Raw genomic sequence first — 14,961 nt, 5'->3', positions numbered from 1 at the left:
TATTGGGTAATAAGTTGTGCATGATGCACAATAACCCCCGAACAATTTAAACAAATAAGGAGAAGAAGAGAATGAAGAGAAGATTACTTTCACTCATGCTTGTTGGTGCAATGGCAGCTTCTATGGTAGCATGCGGCAGCTCAAGCTCAGACACAGCAGCAACAGGCGATGCTGCTACAACAGAGGACGGCGCAGCAGCTGCAGCCGATGTTCAGTCAGATGACGAGAACACACTTACAGTTTATGCTTGGGACGAAAACTTCAATATCCCAGCACTTAAGGCAGCAGAGAAGGATTATCAGGATGTTAATCCAGATTTCCATCTTGAAATTATCACACAGTCACAGTCTTCAGACGTTGAGAATGCTGTAACACTTGCAGCAGAGGCTGGAGACTACAGCACATTACCAGATATCGTACTTTTCCAGGATCACTACATCCAGCAGTACGTTACAAATTATCCAGATGCATGGCAGGATGTTGACGATGCAGATTGCGATTGGTCAGGACTTGGAGCTGAGAAGCTTTCATACTCTACAATCGATGGCAAGCATTACGGATTCCCTGTAGATGCAGGAACAGCAATCTTTGCTTACAGAACAGACCTTCTTGAGCAGGCTGGTTACACAATCGATGATGTAACAGGTATTACTTGGGATGAGTTCGACAAGATTGGTGTTGATGTTTACAACGCAACAGGCAAGTACTTACTTTGCATGGATGGCGATGGAAACGACTTATTCTACATGATGCTTCAGGCTGAAGGCGCTTCACAGTTCAAGAACGGTGAGCCATACTTCACAGAGAACCAGCAGCTCGTAGATGTATTTAACGTAATCGTTAAGCTTGCTCAGGACAACGTTCTTTACCTTGCAAACGACTGGTCAGATTACACAGATCAGGCTATCCAGGGCGACATGGTTGCAGGTGTTTACAATGGTAACTGGATCATTCCTACAATCGAGCAGGTTGCAGATAACGCAGGTAAGTGGGAAATCACAACAGCTCCTACACTTACAGGTGCAGAAGGATACGCTTCAAACGGTGGTTCATCACTTTACATCACAGCTAATTGCTCAAAGACAGACCTTGCTAAGGACTTCTTAGCTTACACATTTGGTGGTCGTTCAGCAGAAGACGGACAGTCTACAACATATGATGAGGCACTTACAAACGGTGGTGTTATCGGAACATGTGCAGCAGCTGCAGAGTCAGATGTTTACCAGCAGGGTGTTGCTTACTTCAACGATCAGCCAATCTATGCAACAATCGTTGAGTACACACAGCACGTACCAACAGTTGAGCAGTCAGATTATCACTACTCAGCACGTACACAGCTTGCTACAGCTCTTCAGAGCGTACTTACAGATGGCGTAGATGTTGATACAGCACTTGCAAATGCTGAGCAGCAGCTCAGATTTGATATGGGATTATAATTCCAATCAATAAAAAAGTATTAAAAGATAATTTTTGGGGAAGTGGTAAACCCACTTCCCTTTTTTAAAAAGAAGAGGGAATCGCCGTGGAAAAGAAAAGAAGAGGAATGACGCTTGCTAATAAGCAATTAGCAGCGGGCTGGATTTTTCTTACACCAGCAACAATACTCATTTTCATAATGAGCTTTTATCCAATTATTAAAGCTTTTATTACATCATTAAAAACAGGTAAGGGTGTCAATATCGCATTTGCTGATCCACTTACCTACAATTACACTCGAATGCTACAGGATAGTATTTTCATGACATCCATGAAAAATACATTCTTTTATTTAATAATACAGGTCCCTATTATGTTGGTACTTGCCATCCTTTTGGCACAGCTCCTTAACAACAAGGACTTAAAGTTCAAGGGACTTTTCAGAACATGTATCTTTTTACCATGTGCTACATCACTGGTTTCATATTCTTTGATTTTCAAGTCAATGTTTGCAACACAGGGTCTTATCAATTCAGTTCTTATGAAGATTGGTATCATCAGCGAGAACATCAACTGGCTTGGAACTCCAGCAACAGCAAAGGCCGTAATTATCATTGCTTTGATTTGGAGATGGACAGGATACAACATGGTATTCTACCTTGCAGGACTTCAGAACATTGAATACTCAGTATATGAAGCAGCAAAAATCGATGGTGCAAGTGGTTGGAAGACATTCTGGTACATTACAGTGCCACTTCTTAAGCCAACAATCGTTATGACAGCAATCATGTCAATCAACGGTACATTACAGCTCTTCGACGAGTCAATGAACTTGACTAGTGGTGGACCTGCAAACTCAACAATCACAATGTCACACTACATTTACAACCAGGCATTTGGTCAGGGTGTTGGACAGTTAGGATACACATCAGCAATGTCATTTATCGTATTCATTTTGGTTGGAATTCTAGCATTTATTAGTTTGAAAGTAGGTGATACACGTGACTAAAAAGAGAAATAAATCAATGATACAGCGTAGGCTTATACCTACTTACATCTTTTTGATAATCTGCTCGCTAATATCAGTATTTCCACTTTATTGGATGATTGCAGCAGCAACAAATGAATCACTTGCAGTTGCTAGAGGTTCGATCACATTTGGAAATCAGCTTGCAGTAAACTTTGAACACTTAAAGAACGCGGTGCAGGGTACACTTTGGAGCAGTATGGGCAACTCATTCTTCTACTCAATTGTGCAGACTATATTTACACTTTTTGTTTGTTCAATCGCAGGTTATGGCTTTGAGCTTTATCACGACAAGGGAAAGGATAGACTTTTCGGAATCCTTCTTCTTGCAATGATGGTTCCAGCAGTAGCAACAATGGTTCCTTTGTACGGACTTATTTCAAAAGCAAAATTACTTAATAGTGTTTGGGCTTTCATCCTTCCAGGAATCTCAACACCATTTATGATTATGATGTTCAGACAGAATTCTCGTAATTTCCCACCTGACATCATGGAAGCAGCCAGAATCGATGGACTTCCTGAATGGAAGATTTTCTTCAAGATGTATGTTCCAATTCAGAAATCAATCTATGCAGCAGCTGCTGTTATCACATTTATGAACGCATGGAACGCATATATGTGGCCAAAGGTAGTAATGAGCGACAACCGTGCTCAGACAATGCCAATGTTCATCGCAAACATTTCAAGTGGTTACACCGTAGATTACGGTATGACAATGCTTGGCGTATTGTTCTGCTCAGTACCAACAATGTTTGTATTCTTCGTACTTCAGAAGCAGTTTGCAGAAGGAATTACAGGATCGGTAAAATAAAATGAATGAATTCAATTATGAAATTGTAAAAGACCCAAGAGTTTTTCAACAAAATAGATTAGATGCTCACTCAGACCACGAGTATTACGACAGCGAAGCATATGCATACGGTGAAAAATCTAATTTCAAGTACTCTTTAAATGGCACTTGGAAATTTGAATTTGCCAAGAATTATGAGTGTTGCGACAAGAACTTCTATGAGGATGGAAGAGATTGTAAGGGATGGGACGATATTAAAGTCCCAGCCCATATACAATTAGAAGGATACGATAAAATCATGTACGTGAACACTCAGTATCCATGGGATGGTCACGAGGCCGTAGAGCCTGGCGAAATACCAACAGAGGAGAATCCAGTTGGTAATTACGTCAAGTATTTTACAGTTCCAGAATTCATGAAAAATGGTCCAATCTACATCTCATTTCAGGGTGTAGAAAGTGGATTTGCACTCTGGCTTAACGGCCAGTATGTTGGTTATAGCGAAGATTCCTTTACTCCAAGCGAGTTCGATTTAACACCTTTCATCAGAGAGGGCGAGAACAAGCTGGCAGTTCAGGTGTTCAAATGGACAGCTGGAAGCTGGTGTGAGGACCAGGATTTCTTCAGATTTTCAGGCATTTTCAGAGAGGTTTATCTGTATACAGTTCCGGAGACACACATTCGCGACATCCGTATCCAAACCCTTCTAGATGACGATTATAAGGATGCTACTCTTGTAATTGATATGGATGTTGTGGGAGAGGGACTTGTTCAGATGACTCTTTCTGATGATGATGCAGATGTGCTGAACAAAATGGCAGTAGAAAATGGCAAGAATCACATGGAAATTCATGTGAGGGGGCCAAAGCTGTGGAGTGCAGAACATCCTTATCTTTTCGATTTACAGCTCAATGTATTCGGCCCAACAGGCAGACTTTCAGAGGTAGTAAAGGAAAAGGTAGGCTTTAGAAGATTCGAGATGAAGGACCATATGATGCATATCAATGGTAAGCGCATCGTATTCAAGGGTGTTAACCGCCACGAATTTTCTTCATCAACAGGACGTGCCCTTTCAGAGGAGGACATCCTCAAGGACATCATTACAATTAAGCAAAACAATATAAATGCAATCCGTACAAGCCATTATCCAAACCAGACATTCTTCTACAGATTGTGCGATATCTTTGGATTGTACGTAATAGATGAAACAAACTTAGAGACTCACGGAACATGGCAGACACCTATCCAAATCCTGAAAATGAGGGATGATAGCTACGCTGTTCCAGGAGATAGACCAGAATACACAGACAACGTTATCGACCGCGCCCACAACATGTTTGAGCGTGACAAGAATCATCCATGTGTCCTTATTTGGTCACTTGGAAATGAAAGCTACGGCGGAACAAACCTTAGAAAGATGCAGGACAAGTTCCATGAATGGGACAGCACACGTCTTGTACATTACGAGGGTGTTTTCAACGATAGAAGAGTAGATTTATCAGATGTTGAATCTACAATGTACGTCTACGTAAAAGATATTAAGAAGTGGCTTTCAGAGCACAGAGAGAAGCCTTACATCAATTGCGAGTACATGCATGCCATGGGAAACAGCTGTGGCGCCATGAGCAAGTACACAGAGTACGCTTATGAGGAGCCTTTATTCCAAGGCGGATTTATCTGGGATTACATCGACCAGGCCATCACAAAGAAAGATGTAAATGGCGTTGAATTCGAAGGCTACGGCGGAGATTTCGATGACAGACCAAACGACGGCAGCTTCTCAGGGGACGGCATCTGCTATAGCAAGGACAGAGAGCCTAGTCCAAAGATGCAGGAGGTTAAATTCGATTATTCAAACATCAAGATAACCTTTGATGAGGGCAAGGCCATCATTGAAAATAGAAATCTGTTTACAAACACAAACGAATACACAGCCATTCTTACAGTAGAAAAGCTTGGCGATTTGATAGCAGAAGAGGAGCTAGTGATTGATTGCCCTCCACTTGAGACTACGGAATATGCGCTAGAGCTTGATTTGCCAAGGGATGATGAGTATGTGGTAACCCTTTCATTTGTTCTTGCAGAAGATACAATGTGGGCAAAGGCAGGCCATGAAGTAGCTTACGGCCAGACAACAGTTGGCCGCTTCACCTTCGAAAGAGGACCAAAGCAGCAGCTTAAGGTTACTCAGGGATTCCACAACCTGGGCGTAAAAGGCGATGATTTCGAGGTGCTATTCGTAGGACAGAAGGGCCTTAGCTCGTACAAATATCACGGAAAAGAGCTGTTAAAGCGCATAGTAATGCCAAACTTCTGGCGCCCAATGACAGAAAATGATTTGGCAAACCAGTTGCCATTTAGAGCTGCTCAGTGGAAGTTAGCAAGCAAATACATCTCAACATCTGTTATGGATCAGGGAATCAACGAGTTCCCACAGGTAGATGCCACAGATGAGCGAGTAAAGGTAACTTATACATATCACTTGGCTACAAAGCCTGCAGGAACATGTCAGGTAGAGTATGTAGTATATGCAGATGGACTTGTTGAGTGTAGTTTAAGACTTCCTGCATCAGCGGAAATAGGCGAGCTTCCAGAGCTTTCAATGACATTTGCACTTGATAGTCAGCTTGAAAACCTGGAATGGTACGGCAAAGGTCCAGAGGAAACATACAACGACCGTGACCATGGCAAGCTAGGAGTATTTAGAAATAAGGTAGCTGATAACATGGCTAAATACCTAGTGCCACAGGAATGCGGAAATCACCAGGATACAAGGTACGCAAAGCTTACCGACAATCGAGGAGACGGAGTCCTCTTCCTTACAAAGAACAATGGATTCTCGGCCCTTCCTTGCACAGTACATGAAATCGACGAAGCAATGCATCCAACAGAGCTTCCACCAGTTCATTTCACACACGTGAGAATAGGCAAGCAAATGGGTGTTGCTGGAGACGATACCTGGGGTGCGAAAACACATCCAGAATTCATGTTAGATAATAGCAAAGACATGGAGATTTGCTTTAGTTTCAGGGGTATATAAGGTATAATTAGATTCGGCTACACACGTGGCCGGATCTTTTTATTTAGGAGGTAGGATAATGTTTGAATCAAACGACACATTCGTAGAAGAGGCAGTAAAGGTTATAGAAACAGCCCAGGATAAAACAAAAAAAACAGGTGCTGCTGTAGCAACATTCTGCTTATTGGTTGGTACTGTTGGCTATTCAAGAGGGATTTTAACACTTATAATGGCGATTTTGCTCATTATTATTGGTATATTTACGATAATCTTATATTCGAACAAAAACATCGAATATGAATATGACTACACAAATGGTAGCCTTGAGATTGCGAAAATCATCAATAACGAAAAGAGAAAAAAGGTTGTCACAATCGAGTCTAGCGAGATAAAGATGGTTGCAGCAGTTGGAACAAACGAATCACTTAAGTTTGACCATGTTCAGCTTAAGACATATGACTGCTCAGCACACAATGAAGAAGTAAAAGATTACATCTTAGTGGCTCATAGCGAGGCAAAAGGCAACGATTTCAAAGTAATATTCAACCCTTCAGACAAGTTGCTTACAGCAATGGAGAAATACAATAAGAGAGACATTTATCGTTAGAATTAAAGGAGAAATGTGATGAACGAGCAGGAGTTAAAAGTAATTTTTGAGGAAAAGTTCGGTCAGGGTGGCGATATTCGCACATATTTTGCACCAGGCCGTGTAAATCTTATAGGAGAGCATACTGATTACAACGGTGGTCACGTATTCCCATGTGCCCTTACAATCGGTACATATGCAGTTGCAAGAAAGCGTGAAGACAGAGTAATCAAGCTTTACTCAGCAAACATCGAGCATGTAGGAGTTATCGAAAGCTCGCTTGATGACCTTACAAATAAGGATGCATATCACTGGGCAAACTATCCACTTGGCGTAGTTTGGGCTATGATTGAGAAGGGTTCGGAAATTAAATCAGGATTTGAAATGTGTGTTTGGGGCAATATTCCCAACGGTTCAGGCCTTTCATCATCAGCATCACTTGAGGTACTTACAGGCACAGTAATCACTGATTTATTTGGTATCGACAAGACAATGACAGAGTTAGCCCTTATCGGACAGTACTCTGAGAACAATTTCAACGGATGTAATTGCGGTATAATGGACCAATTTGCGGTTGCAATGGGTAAAAAAGACCACGCCATTTTCCTTGACTGTGCAGATTTATCCTATAAATATGCCAGCGTAAAATTGGATGGAGCAAAGATTGTAATCACAAATTCAAAGGTAAAGCACTCACTTGTAGACAGCGCATACAACGATAGACGTAACGAAAGCTCACAGGCACTTGCAGATCTTCAGACAGTATGTGGCATCAGTACACTTGGAGAGCTTACAGACGAAGAATTCGAAAAGTACGGCTCTGCAATCAAGGACGAAGTAAACTATCGTCGTGCAAAGCATGCCGTAGCTGAGAACCAGCGTACAATCAAGGCAGTAGATGCTCTTAATAAAAACGACATCGAAACATTCGGCAAGCTTATGAATGCCAGCCACGTATCACTTCGCGATGATTACGAAGTATCATGTGAGGAGGTTGATTTCCTTGTAGAGACAGAGTGGAGCGTTCCAGGTGTAATCGGCGCCCGCATCACAGGAGGCGGATTCGGCGGCTGCACAGTAGCCATCGTAAAGGACGAGGCTGTTGAGAACTTCAAGGAGACAGTAGGTAAGGCATACAAAGAAAAGTACAACTTAGACGCAGAGTTCTACGTAGTAGACATCGGTGATGGAGCTAGAAGATTAAGCTAATAAAAGATTTTGTAGGGAGGCTATCCGAAAGGGTGGCCTCTTTTTTTATCTAAACAGTTGCATACAACTAATCCTTGTTTTAAAATTACAAAAGATTAAAAAGAATAATGGAGGTATGACATGATTAAAGTTGGTATTTTAGGATACGGAAATCTTGGACGTGGTGTAGAAGCTGCTGTTACTCTTAGCGAAGACATGGAACTTGTAGCTATTTATACTAGAAGAGATCCAAGTACAGTTACAGTAAAGTCTAACGCACCTGTTAAATCTACAGCAGATTTGGATACAGGAAAAGAAGATATAGATGTACTTGTTATTTGCGGAGGAAGCGCTACTGATTTACCAGAAATGACACCAAAGTACGCAAAGCTCTACAATGTAATTGATTCATTTGATACACATGCAAGAATCCCAGAGCATTTTGCAAACGTTGACAAGGCTTCAAAGGAAGCTGGAAAGCTTGGTCTTATCTCATGCGGATGGGATCCAGGAATGTTCTCATTGAATCGTCTTTATGCAACATCAATCCTTCCAAAGGGACAGGCTTACACATTCTGGGGCAAGGGCGTTAGCCAGGGTCACTCAGATGCAATTCGTCGTATCGAAGGTGTTGTTGATGCTAGACAGTACACTGTACCAGTTCCAGAAGCACTTGAGAGAGTTAGAAATGGTGAGAATCCAGAGCTTACAACAAGAGAAAAGCATACAAGAGAATGCTTCGTAGTTGTTGAAGAAGGTGCTGATAAGGCTCGTATTGAGAAGGAAATCAAGGAAATGCCTAACTACTTCTCAGATTATGACACAACAGTAAACTTTATCTCTGAGGAAGAGTTGAAGAAGAACCACAGTGGATTACCACATGGCGGAAGCGTTATCTACACAGGCGAGACAGGATTTGATGGCAACAAGCACGTAATCGAGTACAGCTTAAACCTCGATTCAAACCCTGAGTTTACAGGCGCAGTGCTTACAGCATATGCAAGAGCAATTTCTCGCATGAATAAAGAGGGCGCTACAGGTGCAAAGACAGTATTCGACATCGCACCAGCTTACCTTTCACCAATTCCTGCAGAAGAGCTTCGTGCTCATTTCCTTTAAGATACAAAAAAGCCATTATGTAGGCGTGTTGCCGTAACATAATGGCTTTCATTAATTCTAGATAAATTTATAAATTGTAGTTGAGTGAGCCTTCTGGCCTGCTTTTGCGATTGGCTGCTCAAACTCAGGTACGTTTACTGCATTTGGGAAGTACTGAGACTCGAAGCATACTCCGAAGCGCTTGCCGTAAGGGCAGTCACCCTTGCCTATGTGGCTGTCATCAAGGTAGTTACCAGCATAAAGCTGTACGCCAGGTAAATCAGTGTAAACTTCCATCTTTCTGCCGCTAGCAGGATCTTCAAGTGTACAACTTGGCTTTGTAAGAGATGGATTGTTGAGGCAGTAATTGTGGTCGAAACCGCCTGCCCAGTTGAGCTGGTCATAGTCAGCCTCTGTATCCTGCTTGAGAGCCTTAGGAGTAGTGAAATCCATTGGAGTTCCTTTTACTTCACGGCATTCTCCGTGAGGAATAGACTCTGAATCTGTGTGAGTATATCTGTCAGCATCAATCCAAACGATGTGATCCATAACAGAACCTGAGTCGTGACCGTTCAAATTGAAGTAGCTGTGGTTAGTTGGGTTGAAGATTGTATCAACATCTGAAACCCCTGAATATTCAAGCTTTAATGAGTTGTCATCACCAAGAGTGTATGTGATAGTGATATCCATTTCTCCAGGGAATCCGCACTCGCCATCAGCCTTGTGGCAAGTGAATGTGATATGGCTGTCATCTACGGACTCTACATTCCAGATGCGCTTGTGCATTGGATGGAAGCCTGAGTGAAGATTGTTCTTGCCGTCGTTGGCATCGAGCTTGTACTCAACACCATTTAAAGTAAATTTTGAATCGCCGATGCGGTTGCCATTAGGGCAGATGCAGCATCCAAATCCAGGAGAATTCTCAAAATAATCCTCAATATTGTCATATCCTAAAACAACATCTGTAAGAATTCCTTCCTTATCTGGAACCCAAAGCTCTAAAAGATTACAACCAAAATTCATGATTTTTGCCTGCATACCATTCTTATTGATAAGAGTATATGCAATCATGTCTTCGCCGTTTTTAGTAACGCCTACTTTTTCTTTTTCCACGATAAAAACCTCCCTATAAAAATAACTACCCTAATGATAAATGTATGTGGTTTTTAATACAAGAGATACAAAATAATTAATCAATTTATAAAGGTAAAAATGTCAAAGAAATGACATTATGGTAATATATTTATATCAAAACAAGGCGGTCCGCGAATGAAGGCCAATAACAAGAAAATCTTTCGACTAATCAAACTTCAAATAGTACTGTTACTGCTGCTGGTTTCGGCCGTCACCTATTACTATGCCAGCGGTTATGCAGCTCAAGTCTCTGAGTTAAAATCAGAGGCTACTTCTCTTGTAAAAAAATCCACGGAAGATACATTCAGACAGATAGAAACCAGTGAAGTGTACGATGCAAATGGCAACACAATTTCTGTGTTGAAGGGCGAAAAGGATGTGTACTACATCACCTACGACCAGATTCCACAGAATGCAGTGAAGGCATTGGTTTCCATTGAGGATAAAAAGTTCTTTGAGCACAACGGTATCGATTACAAGGGCATTGCTAGAGCTCTTTACACAATGCTAAAGGACAAGGAAATCACCCAGGGTGGAAGTACCATCACCCAGCAGCTTGCCAGAACAATCTTCCTCAGCAATGAAAAGACATGGCAGCGTAAGGTGGAGGAGATATATATTGCATCGGAGCTGGAAAAGAAGTATTCCAAGGAACAGATATTAGAGTTCTATTTAAATAATGTTTATTTCGCCAATGGATATTATGGCATTGAGGCGGCAGCCAAGGGCTATTTCAGCAAGGATATATCGGAGCTGACCCTTTCGGAGGTGTGCTATTTGCTTGCCATTCCAAACAGCCCAACCTACTACGACCCGGTAGTAAATCCGGAAAACACAATCACAAGACGGAACACTATTTTGTCGTCAATGCTGAAGGACAAGGTCATCAGCGAAGCAACCTACACGTCAGCAGTCAACGAAGAAATCGTGCTGACAAGACCAGATAGTATCAAGAATAATTACGTAGAAACATATGCATATTACTGTGCAACCAGGGCACTGATGAAGGCGAATGGCTTCGAATTCAAGACAGAGTTTGACTCGGATGAAGACGAGGAAGCCTACAACAGGGCATATGATGAAGCTTACAATCAGTGGAACACCACATTATTTACATCAGGATATCGAATCTACACATCCATAGATTTGAACATGCAAAATGAGCTGCAGGCGGCAATAGATTCCCACCTGGAGGATTTTACAGATGTGAACGAAGATGGCATCTATACAGTGCAATCCGCAGGAGTGTGCATTGATAACGAGACAGGTATGACCAAAGCAATAGTAGGAGGACGTAGCCAGGATGTGACAGGCTACACATTAAACAGAGCCTACCAAAGCTTCCGTCAGCCAGGCAGCTCAATCAAGCCGCTTATTGTATACACACCAGCCATCGAAATGGGCTACACTCCAGACAGTAAGGTGATGGATGTGAAGACGGCGGATGGTCCGGAAAATGCAACAGGCACCTACTCTGGAGAAATAACTTTGCGCCAGGCAGTGGCACAGTCAAAAAACACAGTCGCTTGGCAGCTGTATTCGGAAGTGACACCACAAAAGGGAATCCAGTATCTTAAAGACCTGGGATTTTCCCACATAGAAGATGACGACTATGGCATGGCAGCATGCCTGGGAGGTCTGACAGTTGGCGTAAGTCCTTTGGAAATGGCAAAAGGATATGCCACTATCCAAAATGATGGCTATATGCGAGAGCCAGATTGCATTTTGCAAATCACTGATTCTGAGGGAGAGGTTCTTTACGAAGCTCAGGAAGAAGAGGTGCAAGTTTACGAAGAAAATGCTGCCAGAACCATGACAGATATGCTACAATCGGTAGTGGCTGAGGGCACTGCCAGAGGCATCGACCTTGGTGAAATGCCAGCAGCTGGAAAAACTGGTACAACCAATGACAATCGCGATGGATGGTTCGTTGGCTACACCAGATATTACACCACAAGCATTTGGGTTGGTTCTGATCAGCCCAAGAAAATAGCGGGCTTGACTGGCTCATCTTACCCAGCTAAAATCTGGGAAGAATACATGAATACCATTCACGAAGGCTTGCTTCCTGCAGAGTTTAAAAAGCCAGTGGAATACATCGGCACAGAAGAGCAGCAGGACGAAGTGGAAACTGAGGAAGAGGGCGAATCAGAAGAAGAGCCATATGGTGTCTTTGATGAGGAAAATCCTGGGGAAACGCCTCAGGAGCCAAACACATACAAAATTATTACTGAAACTTTCGACGGCACGGAAGTGCCAGAGGGCGCAATACCAGATGGCGCCACAGATATAGAGATAACAACCACCACTGAAGAAGTGGAGAATCAGGTTGAATAGAAGTAATATGGAGGATTTTGAAAGAAATGGCAAAGTACGGATTTGGATTGGATCTGGGGGGAACAACATGTAAGTGCGGCTTATTCACAGCAGAGGGTGAGCTACTTGAGAAGTGGGAGGTTCCTACAGACACATCAAACGGCGGTGTAAACATCCTTAAGAATCTTGCACAGACAGTTGTTAAGAAGATGGATGAAAAGAACATTGCTGCTGACGATGTAGCAGGTGTTGGTATCGGAATTCCTGGACCTGTATCAGATGACGGTGTTGTAAACCGTTGTGTAAACCTAGGTTGGGGCGTATTCAATGTAGAGAAGGAATTCTCTGAGTGCCTCGGCGGTCTAAAGGTTAAGGCTGGTAACGATGCAAACGTTGCAGCACTTGGAGAAGCTTGGATGGGAGCTGCAAAGGAATATTCAAGCTCAGTTATGGTAACACTTGGCACAGGTGTTGGCGGTGGCGTTATCATCAACGACGATATCATCAGCGGTGCAGCAGGTGCAGCAGGAGAAATCGGTCACATCAGAGTAAACTACACAGAGGAAAACACTTGTGGTTGCGGCAATCACGGATGTCTTGAGCAGTATTGCTCAGCAACAGGTATCGCTCGTCTTGCAAAGATTCGCCTTGCACAGAATGATGATGCAAGCAGCCTTAGAGATGTAGAGACACTTGATGCAAAGGCTGTTTTCGATGAGGCAAAGAAGGGCGACGTAGTTGCAAAAGAAATCGCAAGACGTGCTTGTGAATACTTGGCACAGGGCCTTCAGGTAATCTCTTGTGTAGTAAATCCAGAAGCTTTCGTTATCGGCGGTGGCGTTTCAAAGGCTGGCCAGTATCTTGTTGATGAAGTAGAATACAGATTCAATCAAATCGCATTCCACGGCTGCAAGAGCACAAAAATCGTTCTCGCATCACTTGGAAACGATGCTGGTATCTACGGAGCAATGAAGCTTATCCTTTAAATAAGAAATAAAGCAATAAAAAAGGCAGGTCATCTCAAGACCTGCCTTTGATAATTCATATTTACTTTTTAATAACGCCAGCGTATCCCTTGCCAACAAGAACACTTGCAACATCTGTAAGTGTCTTGAATTCTACGTCGCGTCCACTTGCCAACCAATCCTTGTAAATAGATGTGATTGCCTTTGTGTATGAACGTACAATTGAAGGATGCTCAGTCTGGTTGAAGAACTTAGAAAATTCTTCACTGTTCAAAACCTTATCTACAACTGCATTGTAGAAGAATGAATATGACTCATCGCACATAAGCTTCTTCTGTACCTTGCTGCATGACTCAAGATATTTGTAGAAGTATGTGATACATCCACTAAGATCCATATCTAATGCATACTTTCCAATGTGCTCTAATAAGTCTGAAGAAACCTCTTCTTCAATTTCATCAATCAAATCATCTAAAGATGTATAGTGAAGATAAAATGTCTTTCTGTTGATTCCTGCTCTTTCTGTAAGATCGGTAATTGAGATTTCGCGATAGTCACGTGCTAGTACGAGTTCGTTAAATGACTTTCTAATTGCGGTAAGAGTTCTTCTTACACGTAAATCTTTGCTTCGTTCTCTCATGTTATACTCCTTTTCTTATTAATTACTTCCCTAAGGCGGATTAAGCAATAAATCCATTCTCTAACGTTTAGTACTCCCCTATTCAAGTCCTATCATTATGTCTATTGTCTACTATACCACGGATGAGGTCGCTCGTGGACTTTTTAATAGAATTTTAATATTTTTTTTGTTGCTTGGACACAATTTAGAGTGTATAATGCAAATTGTCCGAAACCGAATTGTCCGGAACCGAACATTCCGAAGTCGGACATTCCCAAAGCAAATTAAAGAAAGAAATTATAGAGGAAAGGAGAAAAAATGTGTGCAAAAGAATTTGACAATAAGACACATATAGGTTTTTTGTGCGGAAGCATAGGTCGTGAGGTTAAAGACGCTATTAACAGAGGCGCCAGCGACAACAAAATGGATCTTTGCACTACCAAAAACGGATGGCTTATTGGTTATTTCGTCAGACAGAAAGAGCCTATTTTCCAAAAAGATTTGGAAAAGATTTTCCACTTCCCTAAATCTACATTGGCAGATATGATTCAGACCCTGGAGCGAGATGGCTTGATTGCCAAGGTCCCAGTAGATGGTGACGGACGCAAAAAGCAAATCGTTGTTACAGACAAGGGAATGGAATTCAATCATCTTATAGAGAATCAGATTCTAGAAGTTGAAGAATACGTAACAAAGGATATCTCTGAAGAAGAAATCGCCACTGTGATTCGCGTCCTTGAAAAGATGCAGCAGAACGCTAGGGAATATAAATCTTACGTAGAATTAAAGAAGGAGGATTAAAT

Annotated in this window: 12 protein-coding genes; 10 read left to right on the top strand and 2 right to left on the bottom strand. The window is 42.1% G+C overall.

The annotated features are described in order from the left end of the window. Positions 1-71: 71 nt before the first annotated feature. The 7 genes from T375_RS12480 (at position 72) to T375_RS12450 (ending at position 9,145) form a co-directional block, all read left to right on the top strand. Positions 72-1,436, top strand: coding sequence for an ABC transporter substrate-binding protein (locus T375_RS12480; RefSeq protein ID WP_044939145.1), 1,365 nt, complete (start codon positions 72-74; stop codon positions 1,434-1,436). Positions 1,437-1,543: 107 nt separating this feature from the next. Beyond that, entirely contained in the window at positions 1,544-2,425 is an 882-nt protein-coding gene (locus tag T375_RS12475) for a carbohydrate ABC transporter permease (protein ID WP_044939399.1), read from the top strand. 16 nt (positions 2,426-2,441) lie between these two features. Next, complete coding sequence (locus T375_RS12470) at positions 2,442-3,254, top strand: carbohydrate ABC transporter permease (protein ID WP_044939142.1); 813 nt, start codon at positions 2,442-2,444, stop codon at positions 3,252-3,254. Position 3,255: 1 nt separating this feature from the next. Beyond that, positions 3,256-6,273, top strand: a complete 3,018-nt coding sequence (locus T375_RS12465; protein WP_044939138.1) for a beta-galactosidase, LacZ type — start codon at positions 3,256-3,258, stop codon at positions 6,271-6,273. 58 nt (positions 6,274-6,331) lie between these two features. Further along, complete coding sequence (locus T375_RS12460; protein ID WP_044939134.1) at positions 6,332-6,859, top strand: DUF6106 family protein; 528 nt, start codon at positions 6,332-6,334, stop codon at positions 6,857-6,859. 18 nt (positions 6,860-6,877) lie between these two features. Beyond that, entirely contained in the window at positions 6,878-8,047 is a 1,170-nt protein-coding gene (locus T375_RS12455) for a galactokinase (RefSeq protein ID WP_044939131.1), read from the top strand. A 120-nt stretch (positions 8,048-8,167) separates the two neighbouring features. Further along, positions 8,168-9,145 carry a diaminopimelate dehydrogenase gene (locus T375_RS12450; protein WP_044939128.1) on the top strand — a complete coding sequence of 326 codons (978 nt, stop codon included), beginning with the start codon at positions 8,168-8,170 and terminating at the stop codon, positions 9,143-9,145. A gap of 57 nt (positions 9,146-9,202) precedes the next feature. On the opposite strand, the gene T375_RS12445 is transcribed toward T375_RS12450, so the two are convergent. Beyond that, on the bottom strand, positions 9,203-10,237 hold the full coding sequence (locus T375_RS12445) for an aldose epimerase family protein (RefSeq protein ID WP_242839286.1): 1,035 nt from the start codon (positions 10,235-10,237) through the stop codon (positions 9,203-9,205). Between the two features lie 156 nt (positions 10,238-10,393). On the opposite strand from T375_RS12445, the gene T375_RS12440 reads away from it, so the two are divergent. Next, the gene (locus tag T375_RS12440; RefSeq protein WP_044939123.1) at positions 10,394-12,595 is read left to right on the top strand and encodes a transglycosylase domain-containing protein; all 2,202 of its coding nucleotides are present in this window, start codon (positions 10,394-10,396) and stop codon (positions 12,593-12,595) included. A gap of 26 nt (positions 12,596-12,621) precedes the next feature. Continuing rightward, the gene (locus T375_RS12435) at positions 12,622-13,560 is read left to right on the top strand and encodes an ROK family glucokinase (protein WP_044939121.1); all 939 of its coding nucleotides are present in this window, start codon (positions 12,622-12,624) and stop codon (positions 13,558-13,560) included. 61 nt (positions 13,561-13,621) lie between these two features. Here the strand turns inward: T375_RS12435 and T375_RS13370 are convergent, their stop codons facing one another. Continuing rightward, complete coding sequence (locus T375_RS13370; RefSeq protein ID WP_049960437.1) at positions 13,622-14,179, bottom strand: TetR/AcrR family transcriptional regulator; 558 nt, start codon at positions 14,177-14,179, stop codon at positions 13,622-13,624. A gap of 297 nt (positions 14,180-14,476) precedes the next feature. On the opposite strand from T375_RS13370, the gene T375_RS12425 reads away from it, so the two are divergent. Continuing rightward, positions 14,477-14,959 carry a MarR family winged helix-turn-helix transcriptional regulator gene (locus T375_RS12425; protein ID WP_044939118.1) on the top strand — a complete coding sequence of 161 codons (483 nt, stop codon included), beginning with the start codon at positions 14,477-14,479 and terminating at the stop codon, positions 14,957-14,959. Positions 14,960-14,961: the final 2 nt, after the last annotated feature.

It is taken from the genome of Pseudobutyrivibrio sp. LB2011, assembly GCF_000701765.1.
GTDB classification, from domain to species: domain Bacteria; phylum Bacillota; class Clostridia; order Lachnospirales; family Lachnospiraceae; genus Pseudobutyrivibrio; species Pseudobutyrivibrio ruminis.
This window is presented reverse-complemented; position numbering and strand designations above follow the sequence as displayed.